The 21,147-nt window shown below is 59.1% G+C and carries 19 protein-coding genes and 1 pseudogene; 14 read left to right on the top strand and 6 right to left on the bottom strand.

The features are described from left to right. Positions 1 to 56: 56 nt before the first annotated feature. Both H6F58_RS04145 and H6F58_RS04140 read left to right on the top strand, forming a co-directional pair. Positions 57 to 956: a helix-turn-helix transcriptional regulator gene (locus H6F58_RS04145; protein ID WP_195181166.1), complete on the top strand. Its 900-nt coding sequence runs from the start codon at positions 57 to 59 to the stop codon at positions 954 to 956. A gap of 346 nt (positions 957 to 1,302) precedes the next feature. Continuing rightward, positions 1,303 to 3,534 carry a polyribonucleotide nucleotidyltransferase gene (locus H6F58_RS04140; RefSeq protein ID WP_146278028.1) on the top strand — a complete coding sequence of 744 codons (2,232 nt, stop codon included), beginning with the start codon at positions 1,303 to 1,305 and terminating at the stop codon, positions 3,532 to 3,534. An 81-nt stretch (positions 3,535 to 3,615) separates the two neighbouring features. Here the strand turns inward: H6F58_RS04140 and H6F58_RS04135 are convergent. Together H6F58_RS04135 and H6F58_RS04130 are read right to left on the bottom strand one after the other, a co-directional pair. After that, positions 3,616 to 4,936, bottom strand: a pseudogene (locus H6F58_RS04135) (TIGR00366 family protein). Positions 4,937 to 5,206: 270 nt separating this feature from the next. Then, entirely contained in the window at positions 5,207 to 5,767 is a 561-nt protein-coding gene (locus tag H6F58_RS04130; protein WP_195181165.1) for a purine-nucleoside phosphorylase, read from the bottom strand. 124 nt (positions 5,768 to 5,891) lie between these two features. On the opposite strand from H6F58_RS04130, the gene H6F58_RS04125 reads away from it, so the two are divergent. From H6F58_RS04125 to H6F58_RS04110, 4 genes are all read left to right on the top strand, one after another. After that, positions 5,892 to 6,383: an S-ribosylhomocysteine lyase gene (locus H6F58_RS04125; protein ID WP_022875897.1), complete on the top strand. Its 492-nt coding sequence runs from the start codon at positions 5,892 to 5,894 to the stop codon at positions 6,381 to 6,383. 132 nt (positions 6,384 to 6,515) lie between these two features. Continuing rightward, entirely contained in the window at positions 6,516 to 6,899 is a 384-nt protein-coding gene (locus H6F58_RS04120; RefSeq protein WP_206693457.1) for a hypothetical protein, read from the top strand. Between the two features lie 240 nt (positions 6,900 to 7,139). After that, positions 7,140 to 7,343, top strand: a complete 204-nt coding sequence (locus H6F58_RS04115) for a helix-turn-helix domain-containing protein (protein WP_146278031.1) — start codon at positions 7,140 to 7,142, stop codon at positions 7,341 to 7,343. 129 nt (positions 7,344 to 7,472) lie between these two features. Beyond that, the gene (locus H6F58_RS04110; protein ID WP_244652344.1) at positions 7,473 to 8,837 is read left to right on the top strand and encodes a pitrilysin family protein; all 1,365 of its coding nucleotides are present in this window, start codon (positions 7,473 to 7,475) and stop codon (positions 8,835 to 8,837) included. Positions 8,838 to 8,906: 69 nt separating this feature from the next. Here H6F58_RS04110 and H6F58_RS04105 read toward each other — a convergent pair whose 3' ends face one another. Together H6F58_RS04105 and H6F58_RS04100 are read right to left on the bottom strand one after the other, a co-directional pair. Then, positions 8,907 to 9,641, bottom strand: a complete 735-nt coding sequence (locus tag H6F58_RS04105; protein ID WP_186468029.1) for an alpha/beta hydrolase — start codon at positions 9,639 to 9,641, stop codon at positions 8,907 to 8,909. Positions 9,642 to 9,734: 93 nt separating this feature from the next. Continuing rightward, complete coding sequence (locus H6F58_RS04100; RefSeq protein WP_146278033.1) at positions 9,735 to 10,145, bottom strand: hypothetical protein; 411 nt, start codon at positions 10,143 to 10,145, stop codon at positions 9,735 to 9,737. 196 nt (positions 10,146 to 10,341) lie between these two features. Here H6F58_RS04100 and dapB point away from each other — a divergent pair, with 196 nt between their 5' ends. Both dapB and H6F58_RS04090 read left to right on the top strand, forming a co-directional pair. After that, positions 10,342 to 11,100, top strand: coding sequence for a 4-hydroxy-tetrahydrodipicolinate reductase (gene dapB / locus H6F58_RS04095; RefSeq protein WP_146278034.1), 759 nt, complete (start codon positions 10,342 to 10,344; stop codon positions 11,098 to 11,100). Beyond that, positions 11,097 to 11,549 carry a tetratricopeptide repeat protein gene (locus H6F58_RS04090; RefSeq protein WP_195181163.1) on the top strand — a complete coding sequence of 151 codons (453 nt, stop codon included), beginning with the start codon at positions 11,097 to 11,099 and terminating at the stop codon, positions 11,547 to 11,549. The genes dapB and H6F58_RS04090 overlap by 4 nt, the downstream gene beginning before the upstream one ends. Before the next feature lie 210 nt (positions 11,550 to 11,759). On the opposite strand, the gene H6F58_RS04085 is transcribed toward H6F58_RS04090, so the two are convergent. Then, positions 11,760 to 12,692, bottom strand: coding sequence for a sugar phosphate isomerase/epimerase (locus H6F58_RS04085; protein WP_195181162.1), 933 nt, complete (start codon positions 12,690 to 12,692; stop codon positions 11,760 to 11,762). A gap of 148 nt (positions 12,693 to 12,840) precedes the next feature. Next, on the bottom strand, positions 12,841 to 14,040 hold the full coding sequence (locus H6F58_RS04080) for an ROK family transcriptional regulator (protein ID WP_060701101.1): 1,200 nt from the start codon (positions 14,038 to 14,040) through the stop codon (positions 12,841 to 12,843). A 328-nt stretch (positions 14,041 to 14,368) separates the two neighbouring features. Here H6F58_RS04080 and H6F58_RS04075 point away from each other — a divergent pair, with 328 nt between their 5' ends. The 6 genes from H6F58_RS04075 to eboE all read left to right on the top strand — a co-directional run bounded on the left by H6F58_RS04075 (position 14,369) and on the right by eboE (position 21,136). Then, entirely contained in the window at positions 14,369 to 15,319 is a 951-nt protein-coding gene (locus H6F58_RS04075) for a sugar phosphate isomerase/epimerase (RefSeq protein ID WP_195181161.1), read from the top strand. 88 nt (positions 15,320 to 15,407) lie between these two features. Continuing rightward, positions 15,408 to 16,685, top strand: coding sequence for an inositol-3-phosphate synthase (locus H6F58_RS04070; RefSeq protein ID WP_206693485.1), 1,278 nt, complete (start codon positions 15,408 to 15,410; stop codon positions 16,683 to 16,685). After that, positions 16,682 to 17,608: an SCO3242 family prenyltransferase gene (locus tag H6F58_RS04065; protein WP_195181160.1), complete on the top strand. Its 927-nt coding sequence runs from the start codon at positions 16,682 to 16,684 to the stop codon at positions 17,606 to 17,608. The genes H6F58_RS04070 and H6F58_RS04065 overlap by 4 nt, the downstream gene beginning before the upstream one ends. Next, the gene (locus H6F58_RS04060; RefSeq protein ID WP_195181159.1) at positions 17,605 to 19,110 is read left to right on the top strand and encodes an EboA domain-containing protein; all 1,506 of its coding nucleotides are present in this window, start codon (positions 17,605 to 17,607) and stop codon (positions 19,108 to 19,110) included. Before H6F58_RS04065 ends, H6F58_RS04060 begins: the two co-directional genes overlap by 4 nt. An 11-nt stretch (positions 19,111 to 19,121) precedes the next feature. Next, complete coding sequence (locus H6F58_RS04055; RefSeq protein WP_195181158.1) at positions 19,122 to 20,003, top strand: TatD family hydrolase; 882 nt, start codon at positions 19,122 to 19,124, stop codon at positions 20,001 to 20,003. Further along, complete coding sequence (gene eboE, locus H6F58_RS04050) at positions 20,000 to 21,136, top strand: metabolite traffic protein EboE (RefSeq protein WP_195181157.1); 1,137 nt, start codon at positions 20,000 to 20,002, stop codon at positions 21,134 to 21,136. The genes H6F58_RS04055 and eboE overlap by 4 nt, the downstream gene beginning before the upstream one ends. Positions 21,137 to 21,147: the final 11 nt, after the last annotated feature.

Genomic DNA, 21,147 nt, shown 5'->3' with positions numbered 1-21,147 from the left:
TATAGGGGTATTATCTGTACCCCCGAAAAACCGTGAACGTCGTTTACCGTGGAATCATGACCGAACCCGATGCCCAGCGCAGCAATATAAAAGATTTCTTGACCAGCCGCCGCGCGAGGCTGCGTCCGGAGGAAGTCGGATTGCCGGCTGGCAACCGCAGAAGAGTGCCGGGACTGCGCCGGGAAGAAGTGGCTGTGCTCGCCGGGGTCAGCCCCGAATGGTACGCCCGGCTGGAAAAGGGCAATATCGCCGGTGTCTCGGAAGATGTCCTGACAGCAGTGGCCTCTGCGCTTCAGCTGAATGAGGAAGAACGCATCTATCTCTTCGAACTGGCGCACACGGCCAAAGGCAGTGCACGAAAGCCGGCACGGCGGAAGAAAGCCGGACCCATTGCAGAGCCGGTTCAATGGTTCTTGGATTCGGCGACGCTCTCGGCCGGATTTGTGCGCAACGGACGCCTTGATGTGGTTGCGTCGAACGAGCTGGGCCGGGCACTGCATGCGCCGATGTTCAATAGCGCGACCACGGTTGCCACTGGGCATGCAAATTTTGCGCGCTTCCACTTTCTAGATCCGGCAGCCAAGGACTTCTTCCTTGACTGGGAAGGCGGAGCGGCGGCTACCGCGGCACTCTTGCGCGCAGAGGCAGGGCGGGAACCGAATGACAAGGCGCTTCATGATCTGATCGGGGAGCTCTCCACGCTCAGCGAAGACTTTCGTACCCTGTGGGCCACCCACAACATCAGATTCACCCATGAAGGCACCAAGCGAATTCAGCATCCTGTGGTCGGCCGGCTGGATCTGGCCTATCGTTCCTTCGACATTACCCAGGTGCCGCGCGCCAGCCACGAAATGAGCATCTATGTTGCCCAGCCAGGAAGCCCAAGTGAAGAAGGACTCAAGATGCTCTCCAGCTGGGCGCTGACAACCAGCACCGAGCCAACGGCAAAAGCCTAGGCGCCGGCCCGCTGCTGGCGGGTCTTGGGCTCTTGATGCGCAGCGGTGAAAACAGCAGATTCCGAGGGACACAGCCAAGCGCCGCCCAGTCGGGATCTGCACCTTTGGCCAATTCCCGGTAGGCTAGTACCTGGGCCTGCATGTTCTATGCCGGTCCCGAATGAAAATAACTCCCAGGGCTGACTGACCGTTGGTCCCGACCGCCAGTTTCGCGGTCCTCGGTAGTGGCTTTCGCTAGGACCATTCAGGGTTCCAGCGCGGGTCTCGATCGAAGACCAGATCTGGGTAGGGCCACGCGGTTCGCTCATCCACCTAGCTGGGAGCGATCGAAAGGAGCACCCCCTTAATGGAGGGTCCAGAAATCCAATTCGCCGAAGCGCAGATCGACAACGGTCGCTACGGCACCCGCACCATCCGCTTCGAAACCGGCCGCCTTGCCAAGCAGGCTGCTGGCTCGGCCATGGTCTACATCGACGACGAGACCGCACTGCTCTCGGCAACCACCGCAGGCAAGCACCCGCGCGAGGGCTTCGACTTCTTCCCACTGACCGTGGACGTCGAAGAGCGCATGTACGCAGCCGGCCGCATCCCGGGCAGCTTCTTCCGCCGCGAAGGCCGCCCATCGACCGAAGCCATCCTGGCTTGCCGCCTGATGGACCGCCCGCTGCGCCCAGCCTTCGTCAAGGGCCTGCGCAACGAGGTCCAGGTTGTCGTCACCGTCCTGTCCATCGAGCCAGATGAGCTGTACGACGTTGTAGCAATCAACGCTTCCTCGATGTCCACCCAGCTTTCGGGCCTGCCATTCTCCGGCCCAATCGGCGGCGTTCGCGTTGCACTGGTTGACGACGGAAACGGCGCGCAGTGGGTTGCCTTCCCACGCCACTCCGAGCTGAAGAACGCTGTCTTCAACATGGTTGTTGCCGGCCGCATCGCTGGCGACGACGTTGCCATCATGATGGTGGAAGCTGAAGCTACCGACAACGCTTGGGAACTGATCAAGGAACGCGGCGCCCAGGCACCAACCGAAGAGGTTGTTGCAGAAGGCCTTGAGGCTGCCAAGCCATTCATCAAGGTCCTGTGCGAGGCCCAGGCTGACCTGGCTTCCCGCGCTGCCAAGGAAACCGTTGAGTTCCCAGTCTTCCGCGATTACGAAGAAGATGCCTTCGCCGCTGTCGAGGCTGCTGCTTCGACCCGCCTGGCAGAGATCTACACCATCGCTGACAAGCAGGAGCGCGACAACGCTGCCGGCGCCTACAAGGACGAGGTCCTTGCTTCGCTGGCTGGCGAAGGCAACGCCTTCGAAGGCCGCGAAGGTGAAATCTCCAAGGCTTTCGGCGCTGTTACCAAGCACATCGTGCGCCAGCGCATCCTGACCGACCAGGTCCGCATCGACGGACGTGGACTGGCTGACATCCGCCAGCTCTCCGCCGAGGTCGAGGTTCTGCCTCGCGTTCACGGTTCGGCCATCTTCGAGCGCGGCGAAACCCAGATCATGGGCGTCACCACCTTGAACATGCTGAAGATGGAGCAGCAGATCGACTCGCTGTCCCCAGTGAAGTCCAAGCGCTACATGCACAACTACAACTTCCCTCCATACTCGACCGGTGAAACCGGCCGTGTTGGTTCGCCTAAGCGCCGCGAAATCGGCCACGGCGCGCTGGCCGAGCGTGCACTGGTTCCAGTGCTGCCAAGCCGCGAGGAATTCCCATACGCAATCCGCCAGGTCTCCGAGGCATTGGGCTCCAACGGCTCGACCTCCATGGGCTCGGTTTGCGCATCGACCCTGTCGCTGCTGAACGCCGGAGTGCCGCTGAAGGCTGCCGTTGCAGGTATCGCCATGGGCCTGGTTTCGGACACCGTTGACGGCGAAACCCGTTACGCTGCCCTGACCGATATCCTCGGCGCCGAAGATGCCATGGGCGACATGGACTTCAAGGTTGCAGGTACCTCCGAGTTCGTTACCGCGATCCAGCTGGACACCAAGCTGGATGGCATTCCAGCTTCGGTTCTGGCCGCTGCGCTGACCCAGGCTCGCGAAGCACGTCTGCACATCCTGAACGTGCTGAACCAGGCCATCGACACCCCGGATGAGCTGAACGTCAACGCTCCGCGAATCATCTCCGTGAAGATTCCAGTGGATAAGATCGGCGAGGTCATCGGCCCTAAGGGCAAGATGATCAACCAGATCCAGGAAGACACCGGCGCTGACATCTCGATCGAGGATGACGGCACGGTGCTGATCGGCGCAACCAACGGCGAGTCCGCTGAAGCTGCCCGTTCGGCCATCAACGCCATCGCTAACCCTCAGGTTCCTGAGGTCGGCGAGCGTTACCTGGGTACCGTCGTGAAGCTGACCACCTTCGGTGCGTTCGTTTCGCTGACCCCTGGCAAGGACGGTCTGCTGCACATCTCCGAGCTGCGCAAGATCAACGATGGCAAGCGCGTTGAAGACGTTGAAGACGTCGTCGGCGTTGGCCAGAAGCTGCAGGTGGAGATCACCAAGATTGATGACCGCGGCAAGCTGTCGCTGGCACCAGTCGTGGAAGAAGAAGCCGAAGAAGCAGTTGCTGCTGAGTAGCCTTTAGATTCCTGCGGAAAACCCCGGTTCATCGATTGATGAACCGGGGTTTTTTCTACCCAGAAACTCGGCGGTGCAAACCTACAAGGACACAAAAACCATGGTGGCGGCAAAAACAATGCCTGAAGCGATCAGCACCATGGTGGTGTAGCCAAGGATGTCGCGCATCTTCAACCCCGCAATGGCCAGCAATGGCAAAGCCCAGAACGGCTGGATCATGTTCGTCCATTGATCCCCGTAGGCGACTGCCATGATGGGAATTGATGGATCAACACCCAGCTGCGCGGCAGCGGTGAGCATGATCGGCGCCTGCACCGCGAACTGGCCGCCCCCGGAAGGAACGAAGAAGTTGACCACTCCGGCCGACAAGAAAGCAAGAAGGCCAAATGTTTGCGGGGTCGACACTGCGATCATGGCTTCCGAGATCACCTCAATGAGGCCGGTTCCTGTCATGATGCCGAGGATTCCCGCGTAGAGCGGGAATTGCAGGAGAATCTCGCCAACATTTGATGCCGAATGCCTTGTCAAGGCCATCAATTCGAAGGGATTGCGCACCAAGAGCAGGATCAGGCAGAGGAAAGACCAATTCACGATATCCAAGGTGAGCTTGCCGCCCTTGGCAAAATGGATGACCAGATATGCCAGCAGCATCAGTCCCAGCAGTAGCGTTGGCAGGCGGCTGGCATCCACACGATCGGCTGGGGTGCTTACTTCATCATCGATGTCCACCAAGCTTTTCTCGCGCATCGGTGCGCAGCTCGTAGATCTTGTCTTCGCCTCGTGGCGCAACGAGGTACAAGGCCAAACCCACCAACACGATGGTTGCCACGATCGCGATGAGGTTCCACGGGGCGAAGAGCGTTTCGGAGATTGGCAGCGGTGCACCGAGCTGCTTGGCGATAAACGAGTCAGGGGTTGCGGCAGTGAGCGGCCCGGAGCCGGAATAGCCCATGTGCCAAATGACGAACCCGGCGAATCCGGAGGCGACGAGCAGCGGGAAGTGGATTCGCACGTTGCGTTCACGAGCCTGGGCCGCGACTTCGCGGGCCAGCAGTCCTCCCACCACGAGACCAAGTCCCCACGTGATCAGCGAGGCAATGGCCGCTACCAGGAAAACGAAGACGTAACTGGATAGGGCGCTCTTGGGAACCCGGCTCAGGGCACGGAGCAATTTGCGCACCGGGCGAGTATTAGCCAGGATGAATCCAAGCATCAAAACCAAGGCCATCTGGGTGATGAAGCCCAGCAGCCCGGCCAGCCCATCTCCCCAGCTTTGCACGATGAGCACCGGATTGGAGTCCGTGGCCAACAGCGCGAGAATCGCCACAATGAAGGTCAGCACGATGGCGAAGACCAATGCCGACGGAATGAATTTTTCGACGAGATTATTGACCGGGCGCATTGCCCGGGAAGCGACGGTACCGCCACGTTTGGTTGTAGGCACACTCATGTTTTCTGCTACCTCACATCATCATTGACTAGGGATATACAACGGTTGCGAGTGTCGTATGGTGACGTGCCCCATAGTAGTCAGATGTTTCGGTATCCAAGGTGCAGTGCTTCGCTCGCGGGTCGCGGATGGCAGAACTGCTGGAGAAAAACCAAACGCCCGACCGGTTAACGGTCAGGCGTTGGCAGGCTGCTTCAGCAGCTAGTCAGCTGTTGGTTTTTCTCAGACCAGGTGCTTGTCGTAGAACTCGCGCAACTGAACGCTCTTCTGCTTGGCGATTTCGTCCCACTCATCGATGGATGCCGAATCATCGGCATAGTCAGAAGGGATCTTGAAGATCTGCAATGGCACATTAAAGCGCTGGCAAACGCTGGCATAGGCGTAGCCTTCCATATCCACCAATGATGCTCCGAGGCCCAGCACGTGGGCGCGCTGCTGGTCATCCGAAACGAAGACATCGCCAGTGGCCATGGTGACCTTGTAATCATGAAGCAGGACCTCGCCAGTCGGATCCACGTCGGCAGATGGCAACGGGAAATCGTGCTGGATCAACTTGGTGACCTGGTAAATGGTGTCCAAGCTGGGGCGGTCTTCTCCTGCGTGGCCGACCACGCCAGCAGTGCCGAGCACGATGACATTCTTGATATTTCCGTCGGCAATCGCGCCTGCCAAAGCCACCGATGCATTGATCTTGCCGACCCCTGAAACCAGGTGCTCGACATCTGCGAAGGCAACCGCTTCGTCTGCGTGCGCAAAGACGAGCAAAGACTTCTGTTCCGACATGAATTTCCCCTCTAAAGAAGTCAGTTCGGGAAGTCTACTGTGCCCGAACGTCCTAAGAAGTCTACCGGTTACGGCTCATTAACAGTCGTCGAGTCGCCGTTGACCCAACCGATACACTTAATTCATGAGTGATATCGAACTTGCAGAAGTTGAAAGCTTTGCCTTAGACCACACCAAGGTCAAGGCACCTTATGTACGCAAGATTGGCGTGGAGCGTGGTCCGAAGGGCGATGCCATCACCAACTATGACATTCGTTTTGTGCAGCCTAACCATGGCGAAATCCCAACCGCTGGTTTGCACACCATCGAGCACACGATGGCTGGCTTGTTGCGCACCCGTATTGACGGCCTGATTGATTTCTCGCCATTTGGCTGCCGCACCGGCTTCCACATGATTTTGTGGGGCGAGCCAGAGCCCGCGGAGGTTGCCGCTGCCGTGAAAAGCTCCCTGGAGGACATTGCCGAGCGCATTACCTGGGAGGACGTCCCAGGCACCGAGGCAAAGAGCTGTGGCAACTACCGTGACCACTCGCTGCACTCGGCCCGCGAGTGGGCCAAGGTGATCTTGGAACAGGGAATTAGCCTTGACGCTTTTAAGCGTTCCAAGCTCGCCTAAATAACCAACGGGTACAAGAGACCTCGCGCTTCAACACCGAAGCGCGAGGTCTCTTGCGTATTAAGCACAAGCTGGCGAAGCAATAACGGTGGTCTCAGCAAAACCATATCTGGCCTAGGTAGCATGGTTGATATGCGCAAAGCCATTTCCACCGCCGCCGTTCTAGCTTTCATTGTTTGTTCAACCAGCGGATGTGCTGATCTGGACTCAGCGCGGACAACCACGATTGGCGACGCCTGCCAAAAGGCCATCCAACAGCAAAACGAAGCTTGGGCGGACCCTGATGCTTCGGAATCCAAAATCCAGGAGGCCGAAACCAAGGGCCTGAAAGATTGCAAGGATCTGGATGAATGGAGCACAGCGGTTTCGTACAACCCGGGTTCGGTGGGATACGAGGAACTGAGCCTCGAAGAAGCAGCAAATTCCGTCTACTTGGCATGTTCATCGGTAGATTCCGAACGCGCAACCCCGGTGTGCGCTGATGCCGCAAAACGCGGATACCTCGATGAATCCTAGAACTTTGATCACCGTTGGCTGACTGTGGACACAACGGTCCATCAAGCTTCAAACAATTGCCCGCTTTAAAGGTGCTCGGTGCGGACCGACGGGCACAGTAGGCCCTTGAAGCGGGGCGGAACTAATACCGGCGTTGCCGGCTATGACGCCATCGTCCCGCGCTCCGGGAGCCAAGCCAAGGAGATTGCCTGACGCATTCTCGGCCCCCTTCAACAGGCGCGTGCCTCCAAGCAGGCACTCATGGATACGCTCTGCGCTTATCTGGATGAGAACCGCAACTGGAACGCCGCGTCGGCCCGGCTAGGCACCCACCGGCAAACTCTTGGCTATCGAATCGGCCGGATCGAACAGCTGACGGGCAGAAACCTCAAATCGAGCAAGGATTTGGCTGAATTCTGGGAGGCACGAAAAGCCTTGAACCGCAGTTCGCCGGGCGCATATTGACCCGAGATTCCAACCTCTTCGGCAAACTGGGCTGTTGCCTTGCGGCAACGGTTCTGTGGGAGAATGAGGACAATGTTCCGAGCCCAATAGCGGCTCAACCCCGAAGAACTAAGGACGTATTTCGTGGCCATGATTCCATTGCCGTTACATTCGGTGGAGACGACACAGTTCTCTCCGATCGATCCGGCGGACCCCACCCTGGTCCACCGCGGCGAAGGCGGCTCTGAAGTCCGGCGCAGCATCTTGCCAGGGGGCGTCCGCGTCCTGACCGAGGCCATGCCAGGACAGCGCTCCACGACCGTCGGTTTTTGGGTGCCAGTAGGCTCCCGCGATGAGGAGGCCGGCCACTACGGCTCAACCCACTTCCTCGAGCACTTGTTGTTCAAGGGAACCAAGAAGCGTTCGGCCTTGGAAATTGCGCAGTCCTTTGACGCGGTGGGTGGCGAGTCGAATGCGGCTACCGCCAAGGAATCGACCTGCTACTACGCCCGCGTGCTTGATACCGACTTGCCGATGGCGTTGGATGTCATTGCCGATATGGTGACATCTGCGGTCATCGACCCGCAGGAGCTGGAGCAGGAACGCGGCGTGATCATCGAAGAACTCGCGATGGACGCTGACGATGCCACGGATGTGGCCCACGAGCGTTTTGTCGCCCGGGTACTGGGAGACCACCCGTTGGGACGCCCAATCGGCGGCACTCCGGAGGAGATTAACAAGATCAGCCGCGAAGCGGTGATGGAACACTATCGCGCCCACTATCGCCCCAGCGAACTGATCATTACCGCTGCAGGTTCACTGGAACATGACCAGCTGTGCTCGATGGTTCTTAAAGCGCTAGCCGAGGCAGGGTGGGATCTTGATCCGCTAGCGGTGCCCCAGCCGCGTCGTGGAGGAGAACCGGCCCAGATATCGTCCAAGGCGGGCATCGAAGTTATCAATCGCCCGGTTGAGCAGGCGAATATCATCATGGGTTGCGTTGGCATCACCGGACATGATGACCGTCGCCAGGTGCTGGCTGTGCTCAACGCCGTACTCGGTGGCGGGATGAGCTCACGCCTATTCCAGGAAATCCGGGAGAAGCGCGGATTGGTTTACTCCACGTATTCGTTCTCCGCAGCCTATACCGATGCTGGCTACTTCGGCATGTATGCAGGCTGCGCGCCTTCCAAGGCGGCCGAGGTCATTGCCTTGCTCGGTGCCGAGCTTGACCGGCTTGCAAGCCACGGCATTACAGAGCAGGAACTCGCCCAGGCCAAGGGGCAGCTGGCCGGAGGCACCGTGCTAGCCCTCGAGGATCCAGGAAGCCGCATGTCGCGGCTTGGACGGGCAGAAATGGTGACTGGGGAGTTCCAGGACATCGATGAAGCCCTTGACCGAGTCAACTCTGTGACCATCAAGCAGGTTCAAGAACTTGCCCGGGAATTGGCGGCCCAAGATCGGGTCATTACCGTGGTCGGGCCGTTCGAAAACGAAGCAGCGCTGGGACTTTAAGCGAGCATCGGGAAACCGTGGCATTCCATGAAGGGATGCCATGGTTTTCAGTTTAAGGATCCTCGCCGTTTATCTGGCGGCATCAATCAATGCTGCCAGCTCCGGAGCATGGGAGAAATTGAAGCCGTGGGCTCCTTGCTGCATGATCGTGAGCTTCGCGTGATCAATGCCTGCGCTCAGGCGAAGGCCGAATTCAGGAGGGGAGAGCGGGTCACGCGTTCCGCAGACAACATCAACGGGGCAACGGACGGTTTTGAGCAATTCGACGGTGGAGTAATCCAGCATTTGCTCGCAGCTTTTGGCCCACCACGGGATTCCACAGCGAAGGTAATCGACCATCAGGATGGCTTTGACAGAATTCAGTTCATGGGGAAAGTCCTGAATCAGCCGACGCGCCTGGCGAAACAGCGTCGCCTCGCGGTCATTAACAGCCGGCGCGGCAATGACAAGGTGTTTGACCAGAGACGGCCACGTGCGTGCGAGCTCGATGGAAACCTGGGCACCCATGGAATGACCCAGCACGATGGCGCTCTCCACCTTTAACTCGCGCAAGGCCAGCGCGATCTCGTGGGCAAAGCGCGGCACTGTTACCGGACGGCCATCATCCAGGTTCTTGCCGTGTCCGGGGAGCTCCGGAACGATGACGCGATACTTTTTGGCCAGGATGTTGGCCAGGGGAGTGAAGTAGCGGCTGGAAGCGCCCAACCCGTGAATGAGAACGACATCTGGTCCGTGCCCAGCTACGCGGACAGACAGGCGGGTTTTTAGAGTTTCAGGCAATTGCCCGAAATATTCGTGGCGCACGGTGGCCTTTCCTTGCGCCAAACGTGCGCTTAAAAACGATAGGTATTGTGGCGCCCAGCTTGGGAAATGGCAGGGCTGGCCGATGACGGGGTGTTACTTGGCCATCCCCGTGGTGTGCTGGCTGATAGCTGAGCGCAAATCTTCGGGGAAGAGTTCGTCAATATCCTTCTGGTAGTTCTTGCCTTCATCCGGACGGCGCAGGTCTTGGCCGTCAAGGCGGAATGGGAAGGCATCTGCCTGGGCGCCGGCATCCGAAGCGGTTTCACTTGAAGGAGCGCAGGTGGCCCAGCCGTATGTCGTTGAGCCATCGATCCGGAAGACCTCTACCTGGCAAGAAGCAGAGTCAATTACGGTGCCGTCATCCTGAACGGCATTAACAACGTCTGCTAATTCCTGGTCTGATAAGGAAATGGGTTCGGTCTGCGAACCACACGACGTGACTGCAAAACTGACGGCAAGCATGACACTGATGCCCAGACTGAAACGCCCAATTTTCTGACCCATGGCCCTGCTATCTATTTGGAGACTCCTGGGACTTATTTTTCCCCGTGTCGCAGGGCAATACAAGCTGGACTGGCCGTAGCGCAATGACCTATTCAAAATAATTCATTCACCACCGGCCGGATGCTCTGGTCAAACAGGTCGGATTTCACGTCATCGTTGGCAAGTCGGGGCCTGTCGGAACGATAGGCTTAACTCCATGAGTGCACAGATCAAGGTAGCCGTGCTCGGCGCGGCCGGACGGATGGGAGCCGAAGCGGTTAAAGCTGTTTCCGAAGCTTCCGATATGGAATTGGTGGCCAGCTTGGGTCGAGGCGACAACCTCGCCCAGATTCTCGAAGCAGGAGCAACCCACGTGGTTGACCTTTCGGTTCCGGCAGCCACAGAAGCCAACGTCCGGTTTGCAGTGGAAAACGGTCTTCACGCAGTGGTGGGAACGACGGGCTGGGACGATGATCGTCGCGCCGAACTTGTCTCGCTTCTGGACAATCACCCGGAAGCTGGCGTCTTGATTGCTCCTAACTTCGCCTTGGGATCGGTCTTGGCCAGCGCGTTTGCGGCAACTGCTGCAAAGTACTTTGAATCAGTGGAAATTATCGAATTGCACCACCCTAACAAGGTCGATGCTCCGAGCGGCACTGCCGTGCGCACCGCAGAACTGGTTGCCAAGTCCCGCGAGGCTGCTGGCGTGCCAGCCAGCCCCGACGCGACGGAAACCCAGCTGGAAGGGGCACGGGGTTCCGTGGTTGACGGAATCCACGTTCACTCGGTGCGTCTTCGCGGGCTCGTGGCTCATCAAGAAGTTCTCTTGGGTGGCCCCGGCGAGCAGTTCACCTTGCGCCATGATTCATTTGACCGTGCTTCGTTCATGCCAGGCGTTTTGCTGGGCTTGCGCACCGTGGCATCACGCCCGGGCCTGACCTATGGCCTGGATGGCTACCTGGAGCTTGGCCAGTGAAGACCAAACTTTGGGTTGCCGGAATCCTTCTGCTCTTTGCCCTGTACATTGGGATGACTTTCACCCAAGCAGTGCGCTTCATGAGCACCGGCACGCTGATCGCCCAGATCATGGGCGTGGCCATCCTGGTGATTCCAGCATTCTGCACGTGGATCTTGATTCGAGAAGTGCTCTTCGGGCTTCGCACGGAGAAGATGGGCAAGTCCTTGGCTGCGTCGGGCGAGCTCCCGCTGGATCTGCCTCGCACGCCTTCGGGTCGATTCGTTCGTGCAGCCGCCGATGAGGATTTTCCTCTTCACCAGCACGACGTGGAAGAAAATCCAGAATCTTGGAAGTCCTGGTACCGGCTGGCCTTGGCCTATGAAGCCTGTGGCGATAAGACACGCGCTCGCAAATCCATGCGCACCGCAATCGGCTACTGGCTTCAGGACGAAAAAGTCAGCAAGTAGATCGCGTCGATTTGCGCCTTGAAAGTGGATCAGGGCGAGATTTGAGATAGAAGTGCCGTGGCCAGACACCAAATGGTGGGCGGGTTCTAGCGGTCGTCGCAACACCCTGAACAATCAGGAGTTGCGACTACCGTTAGAACCCGCCGTGTCTGGCCACGGCACTTTTATCTCTTGAAGCTTTGCTGCGTTGTACCGCGTGCTCAGCTCGGGCTAGAAACGCAGCTTTCGCAGGTAGTTGAAGCCTACCTCTGCAGTCTGCAGCGGGGTGACGTCCGGACGGTCATTCTCCACGATGAATTCCTTCGGGCGGTGGGCCGCGAAGATGCGCGAGAAATCGATGGCTCCGGTACCGAGGTCTGCGAAGTCACCAGCTGCGTCGCGGTCCTTGACATGGTACTGCAGGGTCTTCTGTGGTGCCTGCTGGATGGTGTCGATGGCGAACTGGATTGGATCCGCGGCGCCAACACCCACGCCGCCGGTGACGGCCCAGTAAAGGTCAACTTCGAGATGGACGAGACGTGGATCCAAGCGGCTGGTGAAAATGTCCCACGGGGTTTCGCCGTTGCCCAGATCCGTCGTGAACTCGTGGGCGTGATTGTGGTAGCCGTACTTCAGACCGGCAGCGTTGGCTGCCGCTGCTTCTTCGTTCATCTGGTCAGCCCAGCGGCGCCAGTCGTCACCGTTGCTGGAGACGAGGTAGGGCACGTTGATGTGGGTTTGGCCCAGCGTGACCGCGTCGGCCAGCTTGGTTTCCAAGGCTGCGGGTGAATCGCTGAGTCCGGAGTGGCTGGAGGAAGGGGTGATGCCGAATGAATCGAGGGTTGCACGCAATTGCTCGGCGGTGCGTCCGTAGAAGCCGGCCAATTCCACCTTGCTGTAACCGTAGTTGGCCAGCGCGGCCAGGGTTTGGTCCACTCCGTCACCGTTCATGATCGAGCGAAGGGTGTACAACTGGATGCTGATCAGTCCCGGTGGCACCGGGCGGACGCCGGCTGGAGCCGCCATGGCTGGGGCAACGCCCATTCCGGCCAGTCCGATGGTGGCGCCCAGAGCGGCGGCACCACTGAGGAAGCCTCGTCGGCCGACTTCTTTTTGCTCCAGCGAGCGTTTGAGGGCGGCTGGAGCATTGAATCCGAAGCACATAGTGATGCCTTTCTAGCGTGCGACAAACGCTAGATGCATGAAGCATCAGCGCTTTGGTTATGTGACGGACACAACACTATTTTCGGACTTTGTTGTCTGTCAAGCAAAAGTTGTCGGAAATCGACAAAAGGTCGACGAAGCGACATCTTTAGTCGCTCTTAAGGCCATTGACCAACGCATCAATATGTTTTGGTGACATGGCGTGGTGGATGGCGAGCATGCTTGCTCCAAGCACTCCCGCATCCAATCCCGATCCGGACTGGACGATTCGCAGGTGCTGGGTTGCGACGGGTATGGCGCGGGAGTACACGACTTCGCGGATGCCTGCAATGAAGTGCTCGCCGGTCAGGGTCATGGAGCCTCCGATCACAATGACGGAGGGGTTTATGAGGCTCACGCAGGCGGAGAGGACTTCGCCAACGTCTCGACCTGCTTGTCGGACAGCGTGTACGGCTTCCGCATTGCCGGAACTGACCAAGGCAATAACGTCCTCGCTGCTGTTGGCCTCGTGTCCAAGGGCGCGCAACTTTTTGGCGACTGCCGGTCCGGAGGCGACTGCCTCCAGACAGTCCAGATTCCCGCAATGGCAAGGGGTGCCGGTGCCATTGTGAACTCTTATGTGCCCGATATCCCCGGCGACGCCGTCTGCGCCACGCTGCAGTCTTCCGTTTGAAATGATCCCTGAGCCAATGCCTGTGGCGATTTTTACGAACAGCATGTTGTCTACATCTGGCCAAGAGGCGTTGCGTTCGCCGAGGGCCATGATATTTACATCGTTATCCACGAGAACGGGAACGTTGAAGTGATCTTTTAGAAGCCCGGGGACGTCAAACCCGTTCCAGCCAGGCATGATGGGTGGGTTGAATGGGCGACCGGTGCGATGCTCGACGGGTCCGGGCACGCCAACTCCCACCGATAGCAGATCGCTCAGGGAATGATTGGTTGACTCGAGGAGCTCCTTGCCCAGGTTGACCGCACACTCCAAGACGACATCTGGCCCTTTGGAAACTTCGATACTCTGGCTGTTCTCTTTCAGGCGGTGCCCAAGCAGGTCGGTCAGGGCAACTCGAACGTGAGAAGCGCCGATATCGATTCCAAGGACGACCTTGCTCCCGGCCTTGAGGGCAATGCGGGTTGAAGGGCGACCGCCGGTGGAAATGGCGTCATCCACGTACCCAACGAGCCCCAGGTCCATTAGCGCTTCGATGCGCAACGTGATGGTTGAGCGAGCCAGGCCCATGAGGTCGGCCAATTCGGTGCGGGTTCGCGGTCGTCCGTCTCGAAGGATTTGGAAAAGTTCACTGGCGCCGGAGCCGCTAAGGCCACTGAAATTACTTATGTCATTCATCGACTAATTACAACATACAAATCGACAGAACGCGCTACCACCGAGAAAGGGTGTCGTATCGAGCATTTTGTTGGATGAATCAACAACGATGAGTGCATTGCTGCAGTGCTTTTGATTTCATCAATATGTTGAGAGTTAACTCAACTACCGCGTCTGGCAACAAAAGAAAGCTCTAATTCCACTGACATATATCGGTGAATTTCATAGATCCGTTGAATGTCGTCATTAGCCGTGCTAGGTTCATGTGACCGGCATCTCATTCGTCTTGTTGCGATCGCACACCGCGTCTGACCAGTGCCGTTTCACGCCACCACTCGAGGAGGAGCTCATGGCCAATCGCCCGCGGGCAACACCTAAGAAACAGTTGCCGTTGCGCGCGCTGGGTGCTGTGGCTGTGCTGACGCTGGCGACTGGCACGCTAAATGGTGCGACCCAATCGGAGAGCCGCCATCGAGCTGCAGATAATGCAGGGAGCGATCACTGCCAAGGGCGCGGCATACCTGCAAATAAGATTTCGATCCAAATGTTCAGCTATTCGAACTGGGGGAACGTCATCGGCACTGAGAAGATCTTTGCTGAGCTGGCCGCCATTGGATATGAAAACGTCGAGCCCTTTGACGGAAGCTACGAAGGCCGCACAGCCAAGGAATTCTCCGAACTTCTTGAACGGCACGGACTAAATGCGCCAACAGCTCATGGAAGCACAGACGAGAAAACTTTCGCAGAGACTATAGATTTCGCCAAAACCGTGGGGCAGCGGTACACGGGGTCAGGGGGCTCAGCCTCACCTGGAACAGCTACGCTCCGTGACACTCTCGAAACTGCGAGAACCCTCAATCGCTTGGGCGAAAAGTCGAAAAATTCCGGTACGGGAAAAATCTTTGTTCATAACCATCAAGGGGAATTCACTCGCCAGTTTCCGCATCCTCGGACGGGGGAGCTCACCAGCGCGTGGGAATTGCTGGCCGAGTTCACCGACCCCAGATACGTGACGTTTGAACTTGATGTCCTCTGGGCAGCGGATGCGGGAGTCGATGTTGTTCAGCTTTTGAGCGACTACGGCGAAAGGGTTGAACTATTGCACGTCAAAGACGGTTTCCTCAATGGCGACGAGCGAGCGGTTCCAACTGACTTGGGCGAAGGGGAACTTGAGTGGACACCGATTCTCGACGCCGCCCAAAAACAGGTCAAGTACTTCATTGTGGAACGCGATCTTGCGCCATCCACTGCGGAATTCGCGCGTGACAGCTTCGAATTCCTCAGTTGCTACACCTGCTGAATTCAGAATTCCAACAACATAGCGCTTGAGCACCATTACAGAGCACGTGTGCTCGATACACCACAGCTGAAAGGACAAAGACGTGGATATGCCAGCTGGCAGCACTTTCGATGAAACCATGGCCACACCAGAGCATGATCGAGGGGAATCCAAAGTAGGCCGAGTGGGCTTGTGGCTCATCGGCGCCCGCGGATCCGTGGCGACCACTGCCACGACCGGACTCGCTGCGATCTGCGCTGGGCTGGCACCGGCCGTCGGCTGCGTGACCAGCCAGGACGAATTTTCAACTATTCCACTACCTAGATTCTCTGACCTGGTCATTGGCGGTCATGATATTAGCGACGTTTCGATAGCCAAGCGAGCAGAGCACTTGGTCAGCACCGGAATGTTGCCGCAACATTTGGTTCAGGCCATTCAGGCCGAATTGGAAGACGCCGATTCCCGGGTCCGGCCCGGATACTTTCCGGGCGCTGAGGGTGTACCGCAGGCCGAGATAGCACGCCGCCTTGCCGAAGACATCCGCCAATTCCGGAATGGCCATGGCTTGGATCGGGTAGTTGTGATCGATGTGTCCTCGACGGAAGCACCGATTGATCATCTGCCCGAATTTGATGATCTGGACCTGCTCATGGCGGCTCTTGAGGATCCGGCACAAGAGATCCTTCCCCCTAGCTCGCTCAGCGCCTATGCAGCGATTCTCGCCGAAGCGCCATATATCTGCTTCACGCCCTCGCCTGCCCTGAACATCCCGGCACTGGCGCAGCTCGCCGCCGAGCGCGGTATTCCAACTGCGGGCCAGGATGGCAAAACCGGGCAGACCTGGCTGCGCTCGGTACTGGCGCCAGGCTTGGCCGCGCGCGGATTGCGGGTCCTGTCATGGGCTGGTGCCAATTTGCTCGGAGGAGGAGACGGCGCCACTTTGGCTGACCCGCAGGCTGTGGCAGGTAAGCTCCAATCCAAGAACCGTGGCCTCCAGTCCCTAACCAATGCCGCAACTACGCCTTTGCATATTGACAACGTCCCGGACCTCGGGGAAACCAAAGTCGCTTGGGACCACATTAATGTGGAAGGATTCCTCGGATCCCGTCTGACCTTGCAGACCACGTGGAGCGCTTACGATTCAATGCTGGCAGCCCCGATGATCCTCGATCTCGCCAGGCTCATGGGCCTGGCCGATGCCGCTGGGCAACAGGGGCAGGTCGGCCAGCTCGGGTTCTTCTTCAAGGATCCATGGGGCAGCGATGAGCATGCCTTTGCCGAGCAAAGCCGGCTTCTCTTGGACTGGGCACAGCAGGCAGGTGCACGGGTTTCCGCCATGACCCACATGCCAGACGGCCGCATTTCGCAGGGTGCCGCAGCCCGATGAGCCGTACAAATGACTACCTGGAATTGCTGCGTGCCCCAGCCGTATTAACCGTAATAGGGGATACCCTCGCCGGCGGTGCCGCGGCAAATCGTTCCCCGTTTGGGCGAAGGATTGCACTGCCCTTGGCCAGTGCCTGCCTGTACGCAGCGGGGATGGCTCTCAACGACTACGCCGACCGTGACCTTGATGCCGTTGAACGACCAGAGCGGCCCATTCCCTCAGGGCGGGTAGCACCCGGCGCAGCCTTGGCCACTGCTGCGGGACTTACCGCGGCCGGCCTGGGCCTGAGCGCTTTCGGCGGCGGGCGAAGCGCGGTAGCGCTCGGCCTGCCCTTGGCTGCCTCGATCTGGGCCTATGACCTTGTAGCTAAACGGAACCCGGTGACCGGTGCCTTGTCCATGGGGCTGTGCCGGGCATTAGACGTCTTAATGGGGGCAGGATCGGATCGCGTTCGCACCGCATTGCCAGCGGCCGCGATCATGGGCGGACATACCGTGGCCGTCACGGCTCTATCACGCGGCGAAGTCAGCGGCACCAGCGTCGCGGTGGCCTCCGGCGCCACAGCAACCACGGTCGTAGTGTCAGCCGGTGTGCTAGCTGGAGCAGCGCTCGCCGGTGCCCAGAAGCCTGGGAGAACTTCTTCCGAGGCCAGCATCCTGATTCGGCACCTGGCCACGACCACGGCAGCCATTGCGGTCTATGCCAGCCGCTGCGGCTCAGCTCAATGGCGTGCCATCCACGAGCCGAGCGCGGGCAACGCCTTGGACGCCACCAAAGCGGGCATCCGGTCGATGATCCCGCTGCAGGCAGCGTTGGCGCTAAGCCATGGCAGTCCAGTCGCCGGAGCGATTATCGGTTCCCTGGACGTAGTCGGCAAGGTGCTGCGTTCGGGCAGCAGAGTGAAGAGGATCAGCGAATCATGAGCGCAGCTGAACAACAACCAGCCCAGGACTTTCCTTTCGCAATCGGCTACGGAACCAACGGCTGGGCGGATCATCCGTTGCCAGTGGCGGTGCGGCTGCTGGCTGAGCAGGGCTACACCGCGGTGGCCTTGACTTTGGGGCACCCGCATCTGGACCCGTTTGCCCCGGACGTGCAAAACCAGGTCGCAGAAATCCGCAGCCTGCTTGAGAAACACCAAATGCGAGTCGTCATCGAAACAGGAACCCGGTTCCTGCTTGATGCCCGGCACAAGCATCGCCCGGCGCTTGTTGAAGAACATGCCGAAGTCCGCCTTGAATTCCTGCGCCGCGCCATTGACATCGCGGCAGCTTTGGACGCCGAGTGCGTATCTTTTTTCTCGGGGATCCTGCCGGAAGGGACATCGACGCAACTTGGCTGGCAGCGCTTGATTGCGCGCGTTGGCCAGCTGGTCGACTATGCCGCTTCGAACGGCGTGCTGCTCAGCATCGAACCTGAGCCGGGGATGCTCGTGGAAACCGTGGCCGACGCGTTGCGACTGCGCACCGAGTTGGGGAACCCGCAGGGATTGCGCGTCACCGTGGATATTGGGCACTGCGTCGTGGTTGAGCCGCATGGGGTGGAAGCGGCATTGCGCCAAGCAGGGGAATTGCTGGCCAATGTACAGCTTGATGACATGATGGCGCACGCCCACGAGCACCTTCCGTTTGGGCAGGGCATCGTCGACCTGTCCGCGGCACTGAACACCTTGGCCGATATGGATTACCGGGGCATAGCTGCCGTGGAATTGCCACGCCATTCATGGGATGCGCCGGCTTTGGCCCTGGATAGCATGGCCGCCCTGCGCGAGGCATGGGCTGCTTCGGAAGCACAAAGGACAATCGAAGCTTGGCTGCGCGAATGCCTGTCGGCTGTGGCCGAAAATGCCAGCGCATTGCCTCGGATTTTCGCCAGTGCCGGACGCCGTGTGGGCAGGGCGCCAAATTCCCCGCAGGCCGACCCCGCTGGGGTCCTATACGGGACTGCGGATGACACGGCCCGTGCCCGGCTGATCCGTGAACTGTCCCGAATTCAAGAGCCCGGGCCATTCGCCCTGGAAATTAGGGATTTGTACTACCGAGGAGATTCGGCTGAACGAAGGGGCGTATTGCGTGGCATCAATTTGCTTGCGCAATCGATGCCCGAGCTGGACGGCCGAATCATTGCCACGGGGCTGGAACTCACCTCTGATGCCTTGCGCACCAACGAGACCTCGCTGGTTGCCGCGGCTGTTGGACCCTTTGCGGCATCGCACCTTGACCAGCATGCCTGGCGCCATGCGGTGCTCAAGCTCATCTTCATGGGCGTGAGCCTGAGCGCGGTCAGCGACCTGTCAATCCGTGCTGATGCTGAACTAGCCCGAATGGCCGAGGACTTCGCAGCAGAGCGCCGCGCCGCCCACCGACCTGTTCCCACAGACGTTGGCTTGCTTCAGGACCTGGCCAGCCACACCTCACGACCCTAAGAAGGATAAGCATGCGCATCTTTGACCCTCATATCCACATGAGCAGCCGCACCACCAATGACTATGAAGCAATGTTTGCTTCGGGGGTGCGTGCTCTGGTTGAACCGGCGTTCTGGCTGGGGCAGCCGCGCACCAGCGTTGAGTCGTTCTTGGATTATTTTGACTCATTGCTCGGGTGGGAACGGTTCAGGGCCGCCCAATTCGGAATTCGGCATCATGCCACGATTGCCTTGAATCCCAAGGAAGCCAACGACCCTCGTTGCGTACCCGTGCTCGAGGAGCTGCCTCGCTACCTGGTGAAGGAGGGTGCCGTCGCGGTCGGAGAAATCGGCTACGACTCCATGACACCCGCCGAGGACCATGCCTTTGCGACCCAGCTGCAATTGGCCCGCGAGTACGACTTGCCGGTCCTGGTGCACACGCCGCACCGCGAGAAGCTCGCCGGAACCCGGCGCACCCTGGATGTGGTGCGCGAATCCGGGATCGCAGCCGGCACCGTGCTGGTGGATCACCTCAACGAAACCAATATCGAAATGGTCAAGGAGGCTGGTTCCTGGATGGGCTTCTCCATATACCCGGACACAAAGATGGATGAACGGCGCATGGTCGACTTGCTGCAGCGCTATGGAACCGAGCGCATCCTGGTGAACTCGGCTGCCGACTGGGGACGGTCTGATCCATTAAAGACCAGGCGCACAGCAGAAGCGATGCTGGCCGCTGGATTCAGCGAAGACGATGTGGACCAGGTCCTATGGCGCAATCCGGTGGAGTTCTACGGGCAAAGCGGCCAATTGATCCTTGATCCTATTCCCGGATTCGAAAGCAGTGCTTTCCCTGACCCTGCTGCTGGCTTTGAGGGGAATTCCGTACTACGAGGGGAGAGAGTCTCATGAGACTGTCCTACTGCACCAACGTCCATCCCGCAGAGGATTTGGAAGGCGTCATCACCCAGTTGCGCCACTACGCCGGCAATATCCGGCGTCGAGCCGGCCTGCAGGTCCTCGGCGTTGGGCTGTGGATCCCCTCCGTGCTGGCCACGAGATTGGCAGCTAGCGAGCAGGACCGCCAGGCCCTGCGCGAAGTGCTAGAGGCTGAGGGCCTGCAGCTGCACACCATCAATGCTTTTCCCTACGGCGGATTCCACGATGAAGTTGTCAAGCATGCAGTGTATCTGCCTACGTGGGCCGAGCCAGCGCGCTTGGAATATACGCTGCGCTGCGCGCAGATCCTCGCGGATCTGCTGCCGGAAGGGGAAGTCGGATCGATTTCCACGCTTCCGCTGGCTTGGCGCGACCCATGGGATGAAGCCCAGGACCAGGCAGCGACCAACGCTTTTGCGCAGTTGAGCCAGGGGCTTCGCGAGCTCAAGGAACGTACCGGCCGCACTGTGCGGGTGGCCATCGAGCCAGAGCCGGGATGCGTGCTCGACACCATCAGCGACATTGTCCAATGGCTCGGTGCCCGGCTGGAACGGGGAATCGATCCGGAGTTTGTCGGGGTTTGCGTTGACACCTGCCACCTGGCTGTCTCGTTCGCTGATCCTGCCGGAGCCATCGCGCAGATCCAGAATGCGGGCTTGCGAGTCGTCAAGGTCCAGGCTTCGGCAGCTCTGCACGTGCTCGACCCGAAGGACCGCACGGCACGTGCCGCGCTGGAAAGTTTTGTTGAACCGAAATACCTGCACCAGGTGCGCGAATCCTCGGCTGCAGGAGTGATTCCGGCCGATGACCTGGACACCGCGCTCGCCGAACTGCCTGGTTCAGGTCCGTGGCGGGTGCACTTCCATATTCCTTTGCACCATGTTCCGGCCGCTCCCTTGCAAACGACCACCGATGTATTGCAAGCGACGGTGAGCGAGGCAGGCAAGCTTCCCTATGCGGACGAGGTTCATTTGGATGTCGAAACCTATACCTGGAGCGTGCTTCCGCAGCATGGCAATGCCGAGGAAGTCGGCATCGTCGACGGAATCGCCGCCGAACTGGTATGGGCTGAAGAGAATCTGATGGCTCCGGTGCATGCGAGCTGAATAGTGCCACT

It is taken from the genome of Glutamicibacter sp. FBE19 (assembly GCF_015524875.1).
Classification (GTDB): domain Bacteria; phylum Actinomycetota; class Actinomycetes; order Actinomycetales; family Micrococcaceae; genus Glutamicibacter; species Glutamicibacter halophytocola.
The sequence above is the reverse complement of the archived record's forward strand: the minus strand, read 5'-3'. Positions and strand labels throughout refer to the sequence as shown.